The organism is Nitrosomonas ureae, from assembly GCF_001455205.1.
Taxonomy (GTDB): Bacteria; Pseudomonadota; Gammaproteobacteria; order Burkholderiales; family Nitrosomonadaceae; genus Nitrosomonas; species Nitrosomonas ureae.
Window position 1 is genome coordinate 754,851 of sequence record NZ_CP013341.1, and the last position, 23,125, is coordinate 777,975.

At 47.6% G+C, this 23,125-nt stretch carries 18 protein-coding genes, 1 pseudogene and 1 CRISPR repeat array; of the genes and pseudogenes, 18 read left to right on the forward strand and 1 reads right to left on the reverse strand.

The features are described from left to right. Nucleotides 1-80: 80 nt before the first annotated feature. Nucleotides 81-3,791: a methionine synthase gene (gene metH / locus ATY38_RS03635; RefSeq protein ID WP_062558101.1), complete on the reverse strand. Its 3,711-nt coding sequence runs from the start codon at nucleotides 3,789-3,791 to the stop codon at nucleotides 81-83. A gap of 540 nt (nucleotides 3,792-4,331) precedes the next feature. Between metH and ATY38_RS03640 the strand changes: the two genes are divergently transcribed. The 18 genes and pseudogenes from ATY38_RS03640 to ATY38_RS03725 all read left to right on the forward strand — a co-directional run bounded on the left by ATY38_RS03640 (nucleotide 4,332) and on the right by ATY38_RS03725 (nucleotide 23,074). After that, nucleotides 4,332-4,718 (forward strand): exosortase system-associated protein, TIGR04073 family, encoded by a 387-nt coding sequence (locus tag ATY38_RS03640; protein ID WP_062558102.1) that lies wholly within the window; start codon nucleotides 4,332-4,334, stop codon nucleotides 4,716-4,718. Nucleotides 4,719-5,115: 397 nt separating this feature from the next. Then, nucleotides 5,116-5,400, forward strand: a complete 285-nt coding sequence (locus tag ATY38_RS03645) for a CRISPR-associated endonuclease Cas2 (RefSeq protein WP_062558103.1) — start codon at nucleotides 5,116-5,118, stop codon at nucleotides 5,398-5,400. Nucleotides 5,401-5,403: 3 nt separating this feature from the next. Continuing rightward, nucleotides 5,404-6,359 (forward strand): annotated as a pseudogene (gene cas1, locus ATY38_RS03650) (CRISPR-associated endonuclease Cas1). Then, nucleotides 6,356-7,102 (forward strand): CRISPR-associated endonuclease Cas1, encoded by a 747-nt coding sequence (locus ATY38_RS03655; protein WP_201011909.1) that lies wholly within the window; start codon nucleotides 6,356-6,358, stop codon nucleotides 7,100-7,102. Before cas1 ends, ATY38_RS03655 begins: the two are co-directional and overlap by 4 nt. Then, nucleotides 7,102-7,416, forward strand: a complete 315-nt coding sequence (gene cas2 / locus ATY38_RS03660; protein ID WP_062558105.1) for a CRISPR-associated endonuclease Cas2 — start codon at nucleotides 7,102-7,104, stop codon at nucleotides 7,414-7,416. Before ATY38_RS03655 ends, cas2 begins: the two co-directional genes overlap by 1 nt. A 209-nt stretch (nucleotides 7,417-7,625) precedes the next feature. Beyond that, nucleotides 7,626-8,576 (forward strand): CRISPR system precrRNA processing endoribonuclease RAMP protein Cas6, encoded by a 951-nt coding sequence (gene cas6 / locus ATY38_RS03665; RefSeq protein ID WP_062558106.1) that lies wholly within the window; start codon nucleotides 7,626-7,628, stop codon nucleotides 8,574-8,576. Nucleotides 8,577-8,605: 29 nt separating this feature from the next. Next, complete coding sequence (csm6, locus tag ATY38_RS03670; RefSeq protein ID WP_062558107.1) at nucleotides 8,606-9,715, forward strand: CRISPR-associated ring nuclease Csm6; 1,110 nt, start codon at nucleotides 8,606-8,608, stop codon at nucleotides 9,713-9,715. Beyond that, a complete protein-coding gene (gene cas10, locus ATY38_RS03675) occupies nucleotides 9,712-12,408 on the forward strand; it encodes a type III-A CRISPR-associated protein Cas10/Csm1 (RefSeq protein ID WP_062558108.1) in 2,697 nt (898 codons plus the stop codon). The genes csm6 and cas10 overlap by 4 nt, the downstream gene beginning before the upstream one ends. A gap of 58 nt (nucleotides 12,409-12,466) precedes the next feature. Then, on the forward strand, nucleotides 12,467-12,913 hold the full coding sequence (gene csm2 / locus ATY38_RS03680; protein WP_082632992.1) for a type III-A CRISPR-associated protein Csm2: 447 nt from the start codon (nucleotides 12,467-12,469) through the stop codon (nucleotides 12,911-12,913). A gap of 10 nt (nucleotides 12,914-12,923) precedes the next feature. Then, nucleotides 12,924-13,631, forward strand: a complete 708-nt coding sequence (gene csm3 / locus ATY38_RS03685) for a type III-A CRISPR-associated RAMP protein Csm3 (protein WP_062558109.1) — start codon at nucleotides 12,924-12,926, stop codon at nucleotides 13,629-13,631. A gap of 10 nt (nucleotides 13,632-13,641) precedes the next feature. Then, on the forward strand, nucleotides 13,642-13,821 hold the full coding sequence (locus ATY38_RS03690) for a hypothetical protein (RefSeq protein WP_062558110.1): 180 nt from the start codon (nucleotides 13,642-13,644) through the stop codon (nucleotides 13,819-13,821). After that, nucleotides 13,796-14,746, forward strand: coding sequence for a type III-A CRISPR-associated RAMP protein Csm4 (gene csm4, locus ATY38_RS03695; protein ID WP_062558111.1), 951 nt, complete (start codon nucleotides 13,796-13,798; stop codon nucleotides 14,744-14,746). Before ATY38_RS03690 ends, csm4 begins: the two co-directional genes overlap by 26 nt. Then, on the forward strand, nucleotides 14,743-16,458 hold the full coding sequence (locus ATY38_RS03700; protein ID WP_062558112.1) for an RAMP superfamily CRISPR-associated protein: 1,716 nt from the start codon (nucleotides 14,743-14,745) through the stop codon (nucleotides 16,456-16,458). The genes csm4 and ATY38_RS03700 overlap by 4 nt, the downstream gene beginning before the upstream one ends. A 74-nt stretch (nucleotides 16,459-16,532) precedes the next feature. Beyond that, on the forward strand, nucleotides 16,533-17,798 hold the full coding sequence (locus ATY38_RS03705) for a TIGR02710 family CRISPR-associated CARF protein (RefSeq protein WP_062558113.1): 1,266 nt from the start codon (nucleotides 16,533-16,535) through the stop codon (nucleotides 17,796-17,798). Continuing rightward, nucleotides 17,681-18,961, forward strand: coding sequence for a Card1-like endonuclease domain-containing protein (locus ATY38_RS03710; RefSeq protein ID WP_082632993.1), 1,281 nt, complete (start codon nucleotides 17,681-17,683; stop codon nucleotides 18,959-18,961). The genes ATY38_RS03705 and ATY38_RS03710 overlap by 118 nt, the downstream gene beginning before the upstream one ends. A 73-nt stretch (nucleotides 18,962-19,034) precedes the next feature. Beyond that, nucleotides 19,035-20,274: a CRISPR direct-repeat array (repeat unit 37 nt; unit sequence GTTTGAACTAAAGACCTGATTAAGAAGGGATTAAGAC). 879 nt (nucleotides 20,275-21,153) lie between these two features. Beyond that, on the forward strand, nucleotides 21,154-21,669 hold the full coding sequence (locus ATY38_RS03715; protein ID WP_062558115.1) for a DUF2141 domain-containing protein: 516 nt from the start codon (nucleotides 21,154-21,156) through the stop codon (nucleotides 21,667-21,669). An 11-nt stretch (nucleotides 21,670-21,680) separates the two neighbouring features. Continuing rightward, a complete protein-coding gene (locus ATY38_RS03720; RefSeq protein WP_062558116.1) occupies nucleotides 21,681-22,508 on the forward strand; it encodes an alpha/beta hydrolase in 828 nt (275 codons plus the stop codon). Between the two features lie 35 nt (nucleotides 22,509-22,543). Further along, entirely contained in the window at nucleotides 22,544-23,074 is a 531-nt protein-coding gene (locus tag ATY38_RS03725; RefSeq protein WP_062558117.1) for a CinA family protein, read from the forward strand. Nucleotides 23,075-23,125 lie beyond the last annotated feature (51 nt).

Here is a 23,125-nt window from a genome sequence, read left to right on the forward strand (position 1 = left end):
GAAACACCCGCCCCCACAACACTATCGCCTGCGTTTTATACGTGCCACCACATCTATGAATAATTGCAAGATCATGGCATTTAACGCTCATACGCCAGTACCGGTGCCAGCCACCGTTCTGCTTCCTGTACGGACCAATCTTTCCGTTTGGCGTAGTCTTCCACTTGGTCTTTGCCGATCTTGCCGACAGCAAAAAATGTTGAATCAGGGTGTGCGAAATAGAAACCAGATACCGCAGCAGTCGGAACCATGGCAAACGATTCGGTAATGATGATTCCGGCATTCTCGGTTGCACTCAAAGTCGAAAACAGCGCACCTTTCTCAGTATGATCCGGGCAAGCAGGATATCCAGGCGCGGGACGAATGCCGCGATATTCTTCGTTGATCAGTTGCGCGTTGGTTAAAGCTTCATCCTTGGCATAGCCCCAGAATTCACGGCGCACTCGCGCATGCATGTGTTCGGCGAACGCTTCCGCCAGACGATCCGCCAATGCTTTGAGTACAATCGCACTGTAATCATCATTAGCATCCTCGAAGGCTTTAACGCGCTCGTCAATACCAAATCCCGCGCCTACCGCAAACAAGCCAATCGTATCTTGAATACCCGTTTCCTTGGGTGCGATAAAATCAGACAAGCACCGATTCGGCTTACCTGACGGTTTTTGATCTTGTTGCCGCAAACAATGATAAGTCATGGCAAGCTTGTTACGTGAAGGGTCAGTGTAAATTTCGATGTCATCGCCGACGGAATTAGCTGGAAACAAGCCAATCACTGCATTAGCACTCAACCATTTCTGTTCGATTATTTTCTTCAACATCGTTTGCGCATCGCGAAATAGCTGACTTGCTGTTTCCCCAACCACTTCATCTTGCAGAATATCCGGATAGCGCCCAGCAAGCTCCCAGGCTTGGAAGAAAGGTGTCCAATCGATATACGGTACAATTTTCTCCAGCGGGTAATTATTCAACGTACGGATACCTATCAATTCCGGTTGATAGGGATGGTAATTTATCCAGTCAGTCTTGAACGCATTGGCACGTGCTTCAGCAAGCGTCAACAATTTAGCCGGCCCTTTCTTGTTTTTGTGCTGAGTGCGCACTTTCTCGTATTCGTCCTTTATTTCTTGTACATAATTTACCCGCAAATCCTGTGACAGCAGATTACTACACACACCCACCGCACGGCTGGCATCCGGCACCCAAACGGTCGGGCCTTCATAGTGTGGCGCAATTTTGACTGCGGTATGAACACGCGACGTCGTTGCGCCACCGATCAGCAACGGAATGGTAAATCCCTCACGCTGCATTTCCTTGGCAACGTGCGCCATTTCTTCCAAAGAAGGCGTAATCAAGCCGGATAAACCGATGATGTCGGCTTTTTCACGCCGCGCCATATCAAGAATTTGTGCGCTTGGTACCATCACGCCCATATTGATCACTTCGTAGTTATTGCATTGCAAAACCACGGTAACAATATTCTTGCCAATATCGTGCACATCACCTTTGACAGTAGCAATAACAATTTTTCCTTTAGGTTTATTATCTCCCGATAATTTCTTTTCCGCCTCGATAAAAGGTAAGAGATGTGCCACCGCTTGTTTCATCACGCGCGCCGATTTAACTACCTGCGGCAAAAACATCTTTCCGGCGCCAAATAAATCACCAACCACGCTCATGCCTTCCATCAACGGCCCTTCAATCACCTGGATCGGACGGCCGCCCTGCTTATCGATTTCCAAACGTGCGGCTTCCGTATCTTCCACAATAAAAGTAGATATGCCCTTAACCAATGCGTGCGTCAAGCGCTGTTGCAGCGGCTCATCGCGCCACGCCAGATCCTCAACTTGCTCTTTCTTTTGGCCTTTAAAATTTTCCGCGAACTCAACCAAGCGCTCGGTTGCATCCGTGCGCCGATTGAGGATGACATCCTCCACTTTTTCCAATAGCTCGGCAGGAATATCCGAATAAACCCCCAATTGTCCGGCATTGACGATACCCATCGTCATACCGGCCTTAATCGCGTGATACAAGAAAGCGGTGTGAATCGCTTCGCGAATCGGCTCATTGCCGCGGAAGGAGAACGAGACATTGGAGACTCCGCCGCTTACTTTGGCGTATGGAAGAGTCTGCTTGATGATGCGGGTCGCCTCGATGAAATCGACACCGTAGTTATTATGTTCCTCAATTCCCGTCGCAATGGCAAAAATATTCGGATCAAAAATGATGTCCTCGGGTGGGAAACCGATCTTATCCACCAATAAGCGATAGCTGCGATTACAAATCCCCACCTTGCGCTGCAAGGTATCGGCTTGGCCCTGCTCATCAAATGCCATCACAATCACCGCTGCACCATAACGGCGCGCCAATTTTGCATGATGAAAGAACTCCGCTTCGCCTTCTTTCATGCTAATGGAATTGATAATGGGTTTGCCTTGCACGCATTTCAAACCAGCCTCAATTACGGTCCATTTGCTGGAATCGAGCATGATGGGCACTTTGCAGATATCCGGTTCGGCAGCCAGAAGATTCAGGAAAGTCACCATGGCTTTCTGCGAATCCAACATGGCTTCGTCCATATTGATATCAATGATCTGCGCACCATTTTCTACCTGGCTGCGCGCCACGTTCAACGCTTCCGCGTAATCGTCGTTGAGGATCAAGCGCGCAAAGGCTCTGGAGCCGGTAACATTGGTACGTTCCCCGACATTGACGAACAATGAATCATCACCGATGTTCAGTGGCTCCAGTCCGGATAGGCGTAATTTCTTCGGGATTTCGGGTACCCGGCGTGGCGCGATATCGGAAACCGCTTGTGCGATGGCTTTGATATGCGCCGGTGTCGTGCCACAGCAACCCCCGACAATATTGACAAAACCGGATTCGGCAAAACCTTTGATCTGATTCGCAGTATATTCCGGCGATTCGTCGTAACCCGTTTCGGACAAAGGATTCGGCAAACCGGCATTGGGATGCACGCTGGTATACACATCCGCCACACCAGCCAATTCTTCAATATACGGACGCATCAATTCGGCACCCAAAGCGCAATTGATTCCCACCGATAACGGCCGGGTATGACTGACCGAATTCCAGAACGCTTCCGGCGTTTGCCCTGACAATGTGCGCCCGGAGGCATCGGTTATGGTAACCGAGATCATGATCGGCAGGCGTATGTCATGATCTTCAAAGTATTGGTCTATAGCAAATAAGGCCGCTTTTGCATTGAGCGAATCGAAAATGGTTTCAACCAGCAGAATATCAACTCCGCCGTCGACCAATCCATGAATCGATTCAGTGTAGTCAGCTACTAATTGATCAAATGTAATGCCGCGAAAGCCTGGGTCATTGACATCGGGCGAAATAGACGCGGTTTTGGTAGTAGGACCGAGCACGCCAGCAACAAAACGCGGCTTATCCGGTGTTTTTTCTTCATAAATCCGTGCTGCCTCACACGCCAGTTTTGCCGCAGCAACGTTTAATTCATAAACCACATCCTGCAAATGATAATCGCCCATCGAAGCCGCGGTGGAATTGAACGTATTGGTTTCGATAATATCAGCACCCGCTTCAAGATATCCAATATGGATCGACCGTATAATGTCCGGCTGAGTCAAGGTCAGCAAATCATTGTTCCCTCTTAGATCATGCGGGAAATCGGCAAAACGCTGCGCGCGAAAATCCGCCTCTGAAAGTTTGAATGTCTGGATCATTGTACCCATCGCACCATCCAGAATCAGAATGCGTTGTGCGAATAAGCTTTCCAATAAAGCAGTGCGGGAATCTCTAGTCATGAATTTGAAAATGAGTAAAAGGTAGGAATGCGATATTATAACGTAGATCGTAGAGCTAAAAACTGCGGAGCTACCCACCCAAACCGTACAAAAGTAAGCTATTGTTAATCGCCTTTGAAACGCACATATTTTCTACAAGGCTTGTTTGGAGTGACCAATATACGATATTTCCCGGAATTGCCTGACTATGGAGAAACTATGAATTGGAAGAATAATTAGTTTTAAGTAACCGTCGGCATAGAAAAATTGAAATGATCTCATCCGGCAAAAAATTTATGCTATTTCCATGTACTGCGCATTTCAGATGTGTTTTATACTTTAACGTTGGTTTACAACCATCGTTGCTACAGATATGAATTTGATCAATCATTAACCTGCTGTTTTATGACAATCTTTCAGATGCATTACATTTAGGCATCGTACTGGATATAGTCAACCCGGCAATCTGCCGATCAAAAAACAGTAAAACGCATTCATTGATGATAATCAGCTGACCATCGTCGACAATATTAAGAATCCTACAATTAAAACGGAGTTTTGATGAAATCAATATCCAAATTAGCTTTAGTGGTTTCCCTGTCTTTTCTTTTTTCGTCTCAAGCCATTGCCAATGAAGAAATTAGCGGAGATTCGTACCTTAACAAAGCGGGTCTGAAATTTCTTTCCGGTTTGGTCAACGTGGCTACCGGATGGGTAGAATTGCCCAAAAATATAAATTTAACCGGCCAAAAAGATACCCCGGTTTCAGGATTGACCGCCGTAACCCTAGGCGTATTGCAAGGTGCCTGGTACACCATCAATCGTACTGGATGCGGTGTAGTGGACCTTGTGACCTTTATGATTCCAACCAACCCGTTGGTTGATCCTGTTTTTGTCTGGAATGATTTCTTGCGAGAAACGGAATTTAAGGGGTATCAAATAAATTGATAGTACCTATGGGCTTTATACTTTCATTTCCGTTTTTAATTTCTTTCCATTTTTTTGTTGAAGAACACTCGGGTCAATAATACGTAATCCTTTTTATTGCTGTACCCTAATGGATGAAGTGAGCCATACGTCTAATCGTGTAGAACGGATTCTACTGCTACGCGACCAATCTTCAATACAATTGATTTGTGCGTCGATCGCTATGATCCATGCATCTTTGTTGTTCAAATTCCAAGCACACTGCTCACTCTCTTACTCCCACTGAATAACCGATTTGGTTTTTCATCTCTGACTCTCTTAAATCATTTCATTCCCGAAAAATTCAAAACCATTCGTTTGCATTTCTGACAAGCTTTTCAAGGCTGATGCAAAACGTTTTTCTTCGTAGACTGACACCATGACTCAACGACAACTTTATTTGGCAGCTTACGATATTTCATGTAATCGAAGATTACGGCAAGCATTGTATGTGCTTCGAGGCTATGCATCAGGTGGTCAAAAATCAGTATTCGAATGTTTTTTGACACACTCCGAAAAATCTATCTTGCTCAAGGATATCAATTTAGTCATAAATCTTGAAGAAGATCGTTTCATTTTAATTCGACTGAGCGGTGCCAAGTATATCCATGCACTTGGCAAGGCGACACTTCCTCAGGACGGTTCTTTTTATTATGTGGGGTGACGAATGAGCTGTTTATATCTTGATCGAAAAAATCTTGGCGTCAAGCTTGATGGGCAGGCCCTAGCCTTGTACGAAGATGGCATACGAAAGGGATCAGTGCCTTTACATTTACTGGAACGCGTAATTGTACGCGGCAATGTGCAATTGGAAAGCAGGGTATTGGGGGCATTATCATCACGGAACATCAGCTTTCTCGTGCTATCAGGACGCAATGCGGAAGCCACTGCCATGCTGGCAGGAAGAACACATAGTGATAGTTACCGTAGACTTGGACAATACCGTATTAGCACGGATGATAGCTTGCGCACTCCATTGGCGCATCAACTGGTTCTGCTAAAGATAAAGGCTCAGCATTCTATGTTACAGAAGGCGTTGTCAGCACGTGCTGATCTGAGACACCCCTTAACCACTGCGTTGCAGAACCTAAATAACATCGCCGATCGTTTACAGGAGGAATCCGGCAAACATACTGTGCCCAGTTTGAGAGGTTTCGAAGGTGCCGCTGCTGCAGTTTATTTCTCAGGATTCACACGATTATTCGCTTCAACTTTGAATTTTACCGGACGAAACAAACGCCCTCCCCGTGACCCCGTGAATGCGTGTTTGTCGCTTGGCTATACCTTGTTGCACCATGAAGCAGTACATGCTTGTCATATTGCCGGTTTGGATCAATGCTGGGTTTTTATCATGAAGTCAGTTTCGGGAGAGAATCTCTGGCTTGCGACTTGATCGAACCTCTGCGTCCGTTGATAGATAGCTGGGTGTGGCAAATGTTTTACGATCGGCATTTACGCCTGGAATATTTCAGTGATGATAACGGACGATGCGTGTTGCATAAGGCTGGACGGCGGCATTTCTACGAATTTTATGAATCACATTGTGACGCGATGCGGCGCTTGCTGAGACGTTATCGATATGCGCTGGTCAAGCAATATCAATTAGTACTTGATGATAAATGATGAGACCACTGTATATCGATGGAGTTAGCGGTTGCCGGGTAGTGTTTGATGACCCGGCTTTGCGAGTAATAGTTCCGGAGCAAGCGGATCAGCTGTTTCCTTTACAGAGAATTTCCCGGGTGGTTTGTCAGGGATGCGTGGATTGGTCAATGTCGGCATTATTGGTCTGTGCCGACAAAGATATTCAGCTCTTGTTTCTAAAAAACAATGGGGAGATTCGCGCGCGCTGGCTAAGTTGGAGTGGTGAGCGACAATCATTGACTCAGCGACTGGTAGATTTGCTATCTCGTGCTAACGGACCAGAATTGTATACGAACTGGTATTTATCAATGGAAAAGCTGGCAGCACGCAGCTTCGCACGCCGAATAGGATTATCAGACTGGCGCGAGAATCCCGTAGCGGAATTGCGCCAACGACTAAAAATAAGTTTAGGCAGCGGAGGATGGCAATGTGCTCAGCTACTCCAAAGCATCCTCTACGGTGAATTATTGATCTGGTTGCCGAAATACGGCTTCGAACGAGACAATGAAGTCTTAATATCTGCGGAATTCGATTTAGCTGCTGATTTGAGTAAATTGCTAATGTGGGATTGCTATTTGACATTGCTAAAGCGAACTGAATCGAAGGATGAAACCTCATTGCAATCCATCGCCGCCTTATTTCAATTGCAAAATGATCGTTGCTACTCATTGTTTCGAAGTAGCATCAATAAATTGCACCAATTTTTATTGAAGGTGAGTTAATGGCTGATAATCAACACAGTTTATATCTGGTGGCATACGATATCGCTGATCCCAAACGTTTGACACGAATTCATTCAGCATTAAAGAAGCAAGGATTACCGGTTCAATATTCCGTATTTATTGTAGTTTTAAAACGCAAGGCCTTGTTACGTTTACTAGCACGCATCAGCACACTGATTAATAAGCGCGAAGATGATGTTCGTTGCTACCATTTGCCGGAAAATAACGAGGCTGATGCGCTGGGTCGACAATTCTTTCCAGAAGATGTGATGCTGTTTACCAACGGGGTTAATCGAATATGGATACAGCATTGATCGAATTTGACTTTCGCGGTATTTACTATTGACTGGCATAATTGTTGCTGCGATCGACGGCAAGGCGATTAAACTGATCATTGAAATCTGCACAGCTCACCAATAAACAACATTGTTCCCGGATTGGCGACACTTACCAAGGAAAATAATATGGAACACCCAGTAAAGCATGATCCGCACCGGCTTATATGAATAAAGGAGATTAGCGAATGTCAGCCATCAACAGCCCTTCTATTCCACTCATGACCTATCGCTTTTACTTCGATACGCATCAACCAGTCCGTCTACCTGATTACCCCGGATCAGCCTGGCGAGGTGCTTTTGGCCATGCCTTGAAAAAAACAGTTTGCGTGATCCGAAATACGCCTTGTCATCAATGCCTGTTGAAACATGCCTGTGCTTATAGCTATATCTTCGAGACTCCACCGCCGAGCAATACCGAAAAGATGCGCAAATACAACAGTACGCCGCATCCATTTGTTTTTCGCTTCGCTGAAAAACCCACAACAGAGGAATACAGCCTCGATATGAATCTGTTCGGTCATGGTCAGCGCTTTTTTCCTTATATTATTCACGCCATGCACATGGCGGGACAGGATGGCATCGGGGGGAACCGGCAGCCGTTTCGCTTGAACAGGATTGACGCGATTGATTTTCAGGGCCCGCCTATCACGGTTTATCAGGAAGCGGAATTACGCAACCAGTCGCCGCTGCAAAGCCCATCGCCGCCTCAAATGCCGGAAAAAATCAACATCACTTTTCATTCGCCGGTGCGTATCAAGCAAGACAATAAAAATCTTGGCGACAATCATTTCAACTTCGGCGCGCTGTTCGGTTCCTTATTGCGGCGTATTTCAATGATCTGCTACTTTCACACCGACACGCCATTGGAAACGGATTTTGCCGAACTAGCCGCCGCTGCCCGGAACATCCAATTCAGTACGCAAAATCTCCATTGGTACGATTGGACCCGCTATTCCTCGCGCCAGCAAACCGAAATGCAAATGGGGGGGGTGCTGGGCAGTGTCAGCCTGGACATGCAAGGTCTGGGCGATTTCTGGCCCTACCTTTGGCTCGGACAATGGACGCATGTCGGCAAGGGCACCAGCATGGGCATGGGTGCCTACACGATTGATTTCACAAGCTTGTTGGATACCTGATTTTTAAATAAAAAGACTATACTGACGCAATGGACACGCAATCCATCTTACTGGCTGTAACCGGGCTGACTCCGCAGGTTGTCACCGAAACCTTGTATGCCCTGAATGATCAGGGCGAACAACTGCCGTCCGCCGTTCATATCCTGACCACAGCGGAAGGCATTCAGCACGCCAGACTGACGCTGATCAATGATGGCTGGCTGGCGCGTTTCTGCCGGGACTATCATCTTAAGCAACCGGAATTTACAGTAGCCAGTATCCATGTTCTGCGGCAAGCCAATGGCGAACCACTCGCCGACATCCGAACACAGGCCGACAATCGGGCCATGGCCGATGCCATTACCGAATGGATCAGGACTTTTACCGCCGACCCGCATACCGATTTACATGTATCGATTGCGGGTGGCCGAAAAACTATGGGTTTTTACGCGGGTTACGCCTTGTCACTGTACGGCCGCGCCAGAGACCGGCTCAGTCATGTGCTGGTATCGCCTGATTATGAGTCGCACCCGCAGTTTTATTACCCGACGCCGTATTCGCACGTCATCTACGGCAACGATCCCAGCCGCAAGCCGCTGGATACGCAAAATGCAGAAGTCATGCTGGCCGACATCGCCTTCGTGCGCCTGCGGCATGGGCTCGATCAGGCTTTACTGGAAGGTAAAGCGAGTTTCAGCCAGTCGGTGGCAGCCGCGCAACAGGCGCTCGGCCCGCCGCACCTGATCATCAATCCGAAACCCCGCCAGTTCATTGCGCACGGCAAGCCGGTCAAACTCAGCCCAGCCGATCTGGCATTTTATCTGTGGCTGCTCGATCGCCAGCAAACCGGCCTTCCTGCACCAAGCTGTCCCAGTGACGGCGCGCCGGACGAAATGTATGCAAGCCAGTTTCTACAGAACTACCGCCGAATCAACGGCGAACTCGGCGGTGCCGACCGCACTATCGATACTTTGAAGGATGGTATGAGTAAAACCTTTTTCGAGCAGCGCAAATCCAGAATCAATAAAATGCTGACACAAACTCTGGCTTACGCCGCGCAACCGTATTTGATTGCGCCGGAAGGGAAGCGGCCGAGGACGCAGTATCGAATTACACTGGAACACAATCAAATTGAAATTCAACAGGAGATCATTGGATGAGTATGAGTTCTTTGCTGGAACAATCCAGCCGCATTGCCCTGGCGGCGTTTTTGCATGATCTCGGCAAGTTTGCCGAGCGGGCAAGAATATCCAATAACCAGGAAGCTATAGAAGCGAACAAACATCTGTATTGTCCCAGGCAGAAAAAATTTGCTGACGACAAAAATGTTCGATTTACCCATGTTCATGCCGCCTATACCGGCTTGGCGATGGACTTGATCGAAGATTATTTGCCCGATTTAACCGGCACTGATTTCGCGCCTTTCGGTTCCTGGAAAACCAAAGATGCCGACGATTCGTTTATCAACGCTGCTGCAATGCACCATAAGCCAACAACATTTCTGCAATGGATCATCGCCACAGCAGACCGGGTTGCCTCGGGTTTTGATCGTGAGGAGTTCGAGCAATACAACCAGGCCGAAGAAGGCACGGCAACCGGGAAAAATCATTATACCGCCCGGCAGTTGACGCTATTTGAGCAAATCCACAAAGTAGATTTGGATAAGCAACAATTCGCTTATCGTTATCCGCTCAAACCGCTATCGCCGGACAGCATTTTTCCTGTCAGTGCGGGGAATTACGAACACAACGATAAAGATAAAGCCCAGCAGGAATATCTTGCGCTTTGGAATGGATTTACCCAAGCGTTGCAGAAAATACCGCAATCGCACCGCAATAACTGGTCACTCTGGCTGGATCATTTCGAAACGGTGTGGGGTGTTTATACCCATGCCATCCCATCCGCAACGGCATTCAATGTGCGCCCGGACGTTTCGCTGTACGATCATTCCCGTGTAACTGCCGCGTTGGCGACTGCATTATGGCGTTTCCACCACGAAAAAAACCAAACCGATGACAATACTCGCAAGCAACTGAGCGAACAGGCGGAAAGCTGGGATGAGAAAAAATTTTTACTGATCCAAGGCGATTTTTTCGGTATTCAGGATTTTATCTTCGCCAGCAGCGGCGAAACCAGCAAGCGTGCAGCCAAATTGCTGCGCGGACGATCGTTTTATGTGTCGCTGCTGACCGAATGTGCGGCGCTGAAAATGCTGGACGCACTGGATTTGCCAGCTACCAGTCAGGTCATCAACGCAGCTGGTAAATTCATGATTGTCGCGCCAAATACTGACCAAACCAAAGCTAAATTGCAGCAGGTGCAGAATGAACTCGATCAGTGGTTTCTGTCCCATAGTTTCGGTCAGGCCAGTGTCGGTCTGGCCTGGACGGAAACCTGCTGCAACGATTTTCGCCGCAAAGCTGGAAATCAAACAAACGAGAGAAGTCCTTACCGTCAGTTGATCGACAAGCTGTTCGCGCAAATGGAAATCAAAAAATGCCAGCGTTTCGACCTATGTAATAGCGAACGGATCATTTTCGATGGTTTTCTCGACGAATTCGAACACGGTGAGTGCAAAATCGATGGGCGCTCACCGGCTAAAGTGCAAAAAGATGGCGAATGGATCAGCAAACTGGCCAATGATCAAATCGACGTTGGTTCATGGCTGGTTAAATCCAACAAACAACGCATCCTGATCACCCGCGAACAACTGCGGGAAGATAAGAAACTGAGTACCCTGGGTTTGACGATTTTTGGCTATGCCATCAGTTTCACCGACGATGAAAGCGCAAAAGGTGAATTCGGTGCCGAAGCCAGAAACGGTAATCTGCTGCGTGTTTGGGATTTTTCTTTGCCCAAATCACCCGATCAAGAACTTTGGAACGGTTACGCCCGCCGCAATATCAACGCCTATGTACCCACTGCGTCGGAAAAAGACTTACTGGAAAAGCAATGGAAAAAATACATTGGCATCGATGAAGAACTTGAAATTGGTGCCGCCAAAACCCTGAATCATCTGGCTTGTAAGGATCGGCGGCCCCATCCAGACAAAGAAGACAGATGGATCGGCATCAGCGCTTTATCCACTCTGAAAGGCGATGTCGACAATCTGGGCAATATCTTTCAGTCTGGCCTGGGTGACGATGCCAGCTTCAGCAAAACCGCTGCCCTGTCGCGTCAGCTTAATAACTTCTTTACTGTTTATCTGCCCTGGCTATGCCAGCGCGAATATCCCGATAGTTACACCGTATTTGCCGGTGGCGATGATTTCTTCCTGATCGGGCCGTGGCTGTCGCAGATCAAACTGGCCAACGCTATGCGGCAAGCTTTCCAAGATTACGTGGCGCACAATACCGGCGTACACTTTTCCGCAGGTATCAGCACCACCAAGCCCGGATTGCCGATCAATCAAATCGGCGGCTTGGCGGAACAGGCTTTGGAAGAAGCCAAGGCGCATAATTCTAAGAAAGCCGATAAACCGCCGAAAAATGCCGTGACCTGTTTCGGACGAACCGTATCCTGGGTTGAGTTTCAAGAATTACTGACGCAGCGTTTGCCGCGACTTCAAAGCCTGGTTGAGGAGAATACTTTGAGTACAGGCTACGTCTATGGCTTGCTACATCTGATCGACATGGCAGAGAAAGTCAGCAAAAAACCCGAGAATGCGCTCTGGCACAGTTATTTCGCCTATCGCACCGCGCGAATGCTGGAACGCAACAAAAAACTCAACAAAGACCAGCGCAAAGACCGACAAGACGAGCTGGCGGAAGAAATCGCCAGTGCCGGTATCGGAATGCATGGTGGCAATTATCGCGTCGCATTGTTTTGTCATCTGTACCAGCAACGTGACTGATGCAGCTTGTAAGAGCGTTATTCCCGCAGTCTGATTAAAATTACAAAGGAGAATTTCGATGACATACCAATCGCAATCAAGAACTGGCCAGAACCGGGGCGGATACGAGGATAGGCAGCCGACGCCTATCGACACTTCAAAAGTATTGTTTAAAAACATCGCTTCTGATTTATTCGATGACGTTGCCAGAAAAGCAGCCGAAAAGATCGCCGAAAACAAAAACAGCAACAAACCGACGCAACTTCGCCGTTTTTACGATGAAATCGTCATGTGGGAGAACAAAGCCAGCCTCAATCCAAGCAAATTCCCAGAATATCTGCCATTCGTCCGTATGATCAATGCCAAAGCGGCTTATGCGCGGGGAAGAAAGCTGATCGATGACAACTATGTCAAGTTGATAGCTGATTGTCTGAAACAAGTGGAAACAACCAATGATTTGCGCCACTTCAAACTGTTCATGGAAGCCTTTATGGGCTTTTACAAAGAAAAAAGACCCAAAGATTAAGGAGCCAGAAATGCAACTCACTAAAATCCAAAAACTCACCGGACAAATCGAACTCCTGAGTGGCCTGCACATCGGCAGCGGCAACACCGAAATTCACATCGGCGGTACCGACAATCCGGTGATCAAAAACCCGATTACTCAAGAGCCTTACATTCCCGGCTCCAGCATTAAAGGCAAAATGCGCAGTTTGCTGGAATGGCATTTGGGCGTGGTCGAAATTACCCAGGGCCAGCCATTGAGCTTCAAACACCTGAACGATATAAATAATGGCGTTAAAGAAAAGGCTGAAAATTTGATTCGCTTGTTTGGCGGTGCACCTGACAGCAACAATAACGATGATCTGGTAAAGAAAATCGGCCCCAGCCGCTTGTCGTTCTGGGATTGTCCGCTCGACCCTAAATGGGTTACGGAGATGAATGAGAAAAATCTGCTACTTACCGAAACCAAAATGGAAAACATGATTGACCGCATCCGTGGCGTAGCCGAACATCCTCGCAACACCGAGCGCGTCCCGGCTACCGCGAAATTCGATTTCAATCTGACCATCCGCGTCCATGACAACGAGGATTTATTAGATACCGTGTTGCAGGGTTTGAAACTCTTGGAATTAACCGGTTTGGGCGGTTCCGGTTCGCGCGGTTACGGCAAAATCAGATTCACTGGCTTGAAATTGGACGATCAATCCGTTCAGGACAAACTTGAAACGATTAACCCCTAGGGGAGGCAAGATGAAACCGATACGCAAAATTTACCAGGATGCACCCGACAGCATTGATATACCGGAAGAATTGCGTCACCAGCCTGTGGAAATCATAATCTGGCCCCTGACCCAAGCGGAATGGTCAGAGTTAAATCTATCAACGCGCCACACTGGAAAGCGAGATGAAAACTTATCGAATCACGCTTAATCTGGAATCGGCTTTCGCCACCCCGTTGAAAGGTGATGCCCTGTTCGGCCAACTATGCTGGGCGATCAGAAACCGGTTGGGTGAAAACCGTTTGACCGGACTGTTGGACGGCTATACGCGCGGTCAGCCTTTTGCCGTAGTATCGGATGCCTTTCCACAAGACTATTTGCCGCTGCCGAAACTGCCCGGTCGTTTTTACGATAAGATTGATGGCATAGACAGGAAAGCCATTAAAAAACGCTGCTGGCTGCCGGAAGAAGCTGCGAGCGTGCCGGTAACACAATGGCTGGTACAGGCAAAAACGGTGTCAGACGTTATCGGCCAGGTTAAAAACCTCAGTGAAAAACACCCGCAACCGCACAACACCATCAACCGCCAGACTCATACTACCGGTGAAGGCGGTTTTGCGCCCTATAGCATCGAGCAGGAATGGTTTGTACCCGATATAGCTTGGTCAATTTACTTGCTGCTCGACACCGATCGCTTAAGCTTGGATGACTGCCGGCAATGCCTGGAAGACATCGGCAACATTGGCTTTGGCCGCGACGCCAGTATCGGTCTGGGCAAATTTTCGGTAATCGGGTTTGCGGAAACTACGCTACCCGGTCAAGCCGGAGCCAACGCCTGCCTGACACTAGCCCCATGCGCACCGCAAGGACTGGGCTTTGACGGTAAAAACAGCTTTTATCAATTGTTCACCCGCTTCGGCCGTCATGGCGATATCGCGGTGCATCAGGAAGGCAAACCCTTCAAAAACCCGGTGCTGCTGGCGCAGACCGCCGCCGTGTTTGCTGCCCAACCATCTGCATCCGGCTTTATCGGCCAGGGCATCGGTGGTAACGGTAAATTGTCGAAAACGCTGTCCGCCACTGTGCATCAGGGCTATGCACCCGGCATCGCCATTCATCTCCAGGAAAGAATATGAGCGATTTTTTACAACACTACACCCTGACTTACACGCCTTTGTCGCCCATTCATATCGGTACCGGCGATAGTTACGAGCCCACCAACTATGTTATCGACAATGGTACGTTGTACGAATTCGACACCGGCGGCGCTTTGACGGCCTTGACCGAAACCGACCGCAACGAACTGAACAGAATCGTCAATGCCCGCGCCAGCGAGGACATGCTGAAAGCCGTGCAGCGCTTTTTTTACGAGCGTCGCGATAGACTCAAACCCTGGGCGATCAATACGATGCCAGTATTGGATGGAGTGGCAAATTATTACGCCGAGCGTATTGGACAAACTGACAACCATAAAGGCGGTGGCAACCAAAAGTTCAACAAACTGGAAATCGACCGGACCGCTTACAACCCGATCAACCGGCATCCGGTATTGTTCGGTTCGTCAATTAAAGGTGCGATACGCACAGCGTTGCTCAGCCAAGTCAACGGTAAACAAGCACTGTCCCAGCAAGATGCGGAAAAGTTTAATTTGGAAAATCTGTCACCTTACGAGCGTAAACAACGCGAACGCGAGCAAAAAAACATTTTTCCCAGGCTCAACCAAACGCTGTTTCAATTCAGTGCAGGCAAATTCGAACTTGATCCGTTGCGGTTATTGCAATTTGCTGACGCCGCGTGGAATGATTGTGATGGATTACCTACGGCTCAAATTTTGGTGAGCGTCAATCGCAAAAAGGAATTGAAGCGCGATAAACACGGCAACGAAATCTTTGGTCAGGCGGAAAAAAACGAAAATCTTTGCAAATTACTGGAGTCAGTTCCGGCATGGCGTTATCGGGCGTTTTCAGGGGCTTTGAATTTACAAACCACCGTCGGTGTGATGAGCAAAGAAAAACTACCGAATGAAAATCTGTTATTCAACATCAGGCAAATAGCCGCCTATTGTAATGATCACTACAAACCTATTCTGGAATCAGAAATAGAAGTCATGCGTGAGCGCGGCTTTCTGGATAGCGAATGGGACAAGAATATGCAGGCACTGCTAAGTAACCTATCAGCCAAATCAATCAGCGAGCGGGTTTTTTTACTACGTGTTGGTCGGCATTCCGGAGCCGAGGCCGTCACCATCGAAGGCGTGCGCCATATTAAAATCATGAAAGGCAATCCCGAGTACCAATCGAAAACCAAAACCCTCTGGCTGGCTGCCAATGATCCCAAACAGCGCACCGGCTTGTTTCCCTTCGGCTGGTTGCTGGTCGAAGTCCACCCTAGCAACACACCAGTCAATGACTGGACGGAACTGGCCGAGCTCTGCCGCAGTCAGCACGCGCAGGCAATGCAATGGGCTGAGAAACGTGCCGCAGAACGTCTGGCGACAGAACAGCACCGGGAGCAGCAAGCGATTGAGCGGCAGCGCCTCCTGGAAGAGGAACAAGCCCGGATTGCCGAGCAGCAGGCCGAAGAACAACGCCGCGCCGCCCTAACGCCGCAACAACTGCAAATCGAAACCCTGCGCCAGCAGTTTGAGCAAAAACAGGCCAACAAAGTACGCGAGCAGATTAGCGGACAGCTCTACGGCGATTTACGCAGGTTGATCGAACAGGCCGCTGATTGGCCTGATGAAGCCAGATTAGAGCTTTCAGCCGTGGCAAAAAATATCGTGCAATTTATTGGCGCTGCGGACAATAAAAAAGCTAAGGAGCTGATAAAAACCTTGCTAATGCATTAGCAATTTCAAGCTGACAAACCGGTTGAAAGTATCCAGAATGAATAATATTCTAAATAATCCAATAGATTAGCCTCATGACCCAAATCCTCATCTGTACCGTCGGTGGCAGCCACCAGCCCATCGTTAGTGCGATTAACGATTTGCGGCCGGATTTCGTGGTGTTTATCTGTACCGACAAAGACCCGGCGACCAATCAGCCCGGTTCCCGCGTACAAATCGAAGGTAAGGGTAACTGCATTAAAGCGCACAACAGCGACGCCAATCCCACCTTGCCCAACATTCCAACCCAAACCGGTCTTGCGTCCGAACAGTACGAAACGGTGCTGACCCTTTCAGACAATCTCGACCGCACTTACCTGGATTGTATTGCCGCGATTGATGGCATCAGCCGCCGCTTTCCGTATGCCCGGATAACGGCCGATTATACCGGCGGCACCAAGTCGATGAGCGCAGGGCTGGTGATGGCTGTGGTGGAAAGTCCCGGCATTGACTTGCAACTTGTTACCGGCAGCCGCGCCGATTTGATCAAGGTGCAGGATGGCTCGCAGTTTTCCGACAAAGCGGATTGCGAACGGGTACGTTACCGGCGATTAACCGAACCTTATCGGCGGGCATGGCAGCGCTATGCCTATAGCGAGGCGGTGGCGGGGCTGGTCGGACTCAAGCCGCCCGGTGGTCTGCGGAATGAATACACGCGCTTTCGTGAATTGAGCCGTGCGTTTGCCGAATGGGATAATTTCAACCATATGCAGGCGCTAAGCATCTTGCAATCGTATGCGCCGAGCCTGCCGGATCATTTGAAACAATACATCGGTAACGCAAGGCAACTCAACGACAAAAGTACGGATAAATGCGATGCCGCCCGATTGTTCGACCTCTACCGCAACGCCGAGCGTCGCGCTGCCCAAGGCCGCTATGATGATGCGGTTGCCCGCATTTACCGGCTTATTGAATGGAGCGCACAATGGTTATTGAAAGTACAAGCCGGTATCGAGACCGGCGATGTTAAGCCGGAGCAAATTCCTGATCATCTAACCCTGACGCAAAACCGTAAAGGCCAGTGGCAAGCGGGGCTGTTTAACGCCTGGCAATTGGTTAAGCATTATACAAAAGGGCCTGCGGCGATTTTTATCTCCGAGCAGGAAAACATCCTGCGCAGCCACATTGAAGCACGCAATACTTCGATACTTGCGCATGGTTTTACGCCCATTCAAAACAATCAATGGCAGCCCATTTATGCCTGGCTGGAAAGTCAATTTATACCCATGCTTCTGGAAGAAACCGCAAAGTCGGGCATCAAAACCTTACCATCACAGCTCCCGGACGATTATCCCGGCTAAACCGGCAACCCTTGAGTGCTGCAAATCTGATGAAACTTAACACCCATCTCATCCTCGTCTCCGCCCAACCCATTCCCAGCATCACCCCCATGCTGGACGATGCCGTCAAGCCTAAAAAAGTTGTCATGCTGGTCAGTCCGGACATGCAGGAACGGGCGCGGGCGCTGGAGAATATTTTCAAGCCACGCGGTATCGGTATTGAGTCTTATGCCATCGCAGACCCGTGGAATGCAGAGTTGATCAGCGACAAAGTTCTCGACATCCTCTGCCATTACCCTGATGGCGGTATCGCGCTCAATGCCACCGGCGGCACCAAGCTGATGAGTATCGCCGCCTGTGAGGCATTTCGCTCGGCAAATGCGCCGATTTACTATGTGCATCCACGGTATGATCGGTTGCTATGGCTGTCGCCGAAACTGCCGCCACATGAACTGGCTGACCGTCTGAAGCTGAAGGATTATCTGATGGCTTATGGCGCCGACTTGGTTGATATTCCCGCCGGAATGCAAAGCGTGCCGCCAGCGATTCAGGAATTAACCGGCGAATTACTGGCCGGTATCGACCGTTACGCGGACGAATTGGGTACATTGAATTATCTTGCGTATCAATCGGATAATGCACAGTTAAGCGCCAAAATCGGCCACAGCCGCCAATCCCGTCCGGTGTTATGGGAATTGCTGGAATTATTTGAAGCTGCCGGTATCTGTTGCCTCGAACACCGACTGATCCGTTTTTCCGATCCGCAGATGCGCTTCATCGCCAACGGCGGCTGGCTTGAAATGCATACGTATGCGGCCTGTCTTCAGCTCAAACAGAAATGTGGTATTCAGGATGTGGCGTGCAACATTGTTATTCAACGCCATCCGGCAGGTAAAACTGCGGTAAAAAATGAAATCGATGTTGGCCTGATTCATGCCAACCGCTTGCATTTGATCGAGTGCAAAACGAGGCACTTTGAAAAGGATGCAGATATGCTGTATAAACTGGATAGTCTGCGTGATTTGATGGGCGGTCTGCAGGGCCGTACGATGCTGGTCAGTTTCAACAATCTCGGCAAAGCCAGCCGCGCCCGTGCCAGGGAACTCAATGTTTCTTTGTGTTGTAAAACTGAGTTGAAGCACTTACAGCAACATCTAACCAATTGGCTAACCACGCGAGGCTAACTTTTTAAAAATGAAATTTTTTGTCAACCCTCTCTATAAGCCTATGAAAAATAATGCAGAAACGAATCATGCGGTTTGAACTAAAGACCTGATTAAGAAGGGATTAAGACTTCCTTTGCATCGTACCAGTTAATATATATTCGTTTGAACTAAAGACCTGATTAAGAAGGGATTAAGACAAAAACTAATTCAGTTAGTTTGATTATTTTGTAAAGTTTGAACTAAAGACCTGATTAAGAAGGGATTAAGACCTTTACTGCTTTACTGCTTTACTGCTTTACTTAAGTTTGAACTAAAGACCTGATTAAGAAGGGATTAAGACCTGCTTTACTGCTTTACTTAATAATTTCTAATGTTTGAACTAAAGACCTGATTAAGAAGGGATTAAGACTTCTAAAGCAATAAGGATATCCTGCTCTTTTGAAGTTTGAACTAAAGACCTGATTAAGAAGGGATTAAGACGCAAGTGTATAAAAGTAGCATCTTTTATATTATGGTTTGAACTAAAGACCTGATTAAGAAGGGATTAAGACCATTTTCCAATAGTAACAGCCATTTTTAAATTGTTTGAACTAAAGACCTGATTAAGAAGGGATTAAGACTAATTCATCTTGAGCGAGTGATATTTTCCCACGTAGTTTGAACTAAAGACCTGATTAAGAAGGGATTAAGACTTACGCTCCTGCATTAAGTACTAACCTGAACGTTGGTTTGAACTAAAGACCTGATTAAGAAGGGATTAAGACTCATCATCTAAGTAACCTTCTGTATGTGGTGAGTTTGAACTAAAGACCTGATTAAGAAGGGATTAAGACTTTTCACTGCCCTTAAAATTCGTGAAATTTTTGGCGTTTGAACTAAAGACCTGATTAAGAAGGGATTAAGACACAATATAAAACATTATAGTTCTTATAGCCTTGGGGTTTGAACTAAAGACCTGATTAAGAAGGGATTAAGACAAACAAAATACTTCTACTTTAAATCCTTCTACTTGTTTGAACTAAAGACCTGATTAAGAAGGGATTAAGACGCGGATGCAGTTAAACAGTTTTATACTTCCGAGCTGTTTGAACTAAAGACCTGATTAAGAAGGGATTAAGACAAAAATTAATTAGTGATTTAAACATGCTTAGATGTTTGAACTAAAGACCTGATTAAGAAGGGATTAAGACCGCAGCGGATCGTCGGGGATTATCCAGTAAGCGTTGTTTGAACTAAAGACCTGATTAAGAAGGGATTAAGACAACTCGGATCATCACACCAAGCTTTGATAGCTGTTTGAACTAAAGACCTGATTAAGAAGGGATTAAGATGCCGATCATGTGAGATATGCTTACCGCGGGGTTGATAAGGATGAAGCTTGCTTGTGAGTTGATGGGCATACCGAAAACCTTAGAGGTATTTTCAATTCACTATAAATAGCTCATTCCAATCAGTAAGTACTATACCTTAAGTGTCATACCGTATATAAATCATTAGCTTAAGTTGTTAGTATCAATACTCACCCACTTATTTGGAGGTGTATCATGTCAACACAAATCTTTCATTATCATAAAACTGACCGTGTTAATGTACCCGTCATGTATTATATTTTGATATATGGTCAGATAATTGCAGGTCTAATTTTGTGGAGTGTATAAGTATTTTTAACCAGCCTTATAAACCTGCTCCGGCAGGTTTATAGGTACGCAATCCAACAATGAGTATTTTTATAAATTCGGATAATAATGATTTCAATCTTAATATAAGGAATTATTATGAATTTACTCGAATTAGGCGAAACCGTTCTTCCCTTTTCTATTCCCTCATATAAAAATCTGACTTTCGATGGAAACAATCTGGGTTTATTTTTATCCGATGCACCCCGAGGGTTTTATGAAGACCATCGACATCATGAATGGAAACGCCTCTGCCATAAGCAGTTAAGACAAGAACATAGCAGCTATTCTCTTTTTTAATGCGGCTATAATGTTTACTATGCCCCTGTCTCCGCTGGCAATAACTCAAGCATTTGAACTAAGGATCTGATTAAGTAGAAATCATCCGGCTTTTGTATTTATTTCTTCAATCATTGTCCATACATCTTCGGGACGAATTGCGTTTTTCTTCGGTTGTATGGCTTTATTCTTGTCGAATCGGTTATAGTGAACCATCCATTCGGTACAAAACAAAAAACCACACTGATGAAAACCATGAAATTCAAAACACTTCATCTATTATTTATTTCTCCCAAAAAACCGGTATGGGCTCTGGTGCTCGGCTTCTTAATCTGCGCTCAGGCTTATTCTGCTGAATCATTGAGTATCAGGCCACAGGAAATCCCCGATACCTGCAATGCAGACCTCGCACAAATCAGGGTAACCGTTCATGGCATTGAACCACGCGGTGTACTGAACGTTGAGTTGTATGATGATCCGGAGCATTTTCTGTTTAAAAAGGGACGCAAGCGCAAGGTTCGCACGCCTGCGGAAGAGGGATCGCAGCAAGTCTGTATCAATCTCGAACAGCCGGGAACCTACGCCGTCGCGGCTTATCATGATCTGGACGGGAACCGTAAATTAAAAAGGCAGTGGAATCTGTTACCGAGAGAACCATTCGGCTTATCGAACAATCCTGAGCAGCACATGGGCTTTCCGAAATTCAGCGATTCCGCATTTACTGCAACCGGCCTGGGTGCGGACATCGTGATCAATCTGAAGCAACCCTGATTCATTGTGCCATGCGCATGCTGCTGAACCTGTTCATTCTTCTGGCGATTACATATCTCGCACTGGTTTTATTGGTTTATCTGGGTCAATCCCGCTTGGTATTTTTTCCCGACAAGCAGCTCAGCAATACACCAGCCATGTTCGGCCTGGATTATTCATCCGTTAGTATCGCCACCGCTGATGGCGAAACCCTGCATGGATGGTGGGTGCCTGTACCGGATGCTAAAGGCACGGTACTGTTTTTTCACGGTAACGCGGGGAATATTTCCCATCGCATCAATTATCTGACCATGTTCAGGCGGTTGGGGTATAACACCTTGTTATTTGATTATCGGGGTTATGGCCAGAGCAGCGGAACACCATCGGAATCCGGCACCTATCTGGATGCCCAGGCCGCCTGGCAGCATTTGATCGTGACGCAAAAGATCGCACCTGAGCAAATGATATTGTTTGGCGAATCACTCGGCGGCCCGATCGCAGCCTGGCTGGCTGCACGTGAAAATCCCGGTTTGCTGGTGCTGGCTTCGACATTTACTTCGGTTTCCGATCTGGCCACGCAAATCTATCCGTTTCTGCCGGTCCGCTGGATCAGCCGTTTTGAGTACAACACGCTGGAATCCTTGCAATCGGTGACGTGCCCGGTTTTTATCGCGCACAGCCCGCAAGATGAAATCGTTCCGTTTCAGCATGGCCAACGATTGTATCAAACCGTCTCTGGACCAAAACAATTCTTAACCCTGCAAGGCGGTCACAATAACGGCTTTATATTCATGCAACCCGCCTGGCAAAAAGCTCTGAGAACATTTATGGATGAACATCTGGCGTCACCCATAAATTAGTTTGATTTTTGTAATAAATAGAAGGCAACCGACCCATGACCCGTAAAACACTTGACTTTGATGACGATCAAGCCCTTCTCGATCTGGCGGCATGTGTCGGGGAAAGCCTTAGGCAGCACGGATGGATGCTGGTGACAGCCGAATCCTGCACCGGTGGTTGGGTGGGTCAGGCGGTTACCGCGGTGGCGGGCAGTTCAACCTGGTATGACCGGGGCTTTATCACGTATAGCAACCGATCCAAATGCGAAATGCTTGGAGTGCAACCCGCACTCCTGGATCAATTTGGCGCCGTATCGCCGCAAACCGCACAGGCGATGGTCGCCGGAGCGCTTACACGAAGCCATGCGCAAATAGGCTTATCCATTACCGGCATTGCCGGACCCGATGGCGGAACAGCCGAAAAACCGGTAGGAATGGTGTGTTTTGCGTGGGCGAGTAAGGATGGTCTGGTGCAACAAGAAACCCGTCACTTCAAGGGTAGCCGTGAAAGCATCCGGTATTCAGCCGTGACGACTGCCCTGCAAGGCATATTGCATTTATTGGATAATGCCATTGTTATGGCATGATGCTTAGCAATAAAAATACTCAGGGTACCCGCAAGCACCCTGAGTATCATC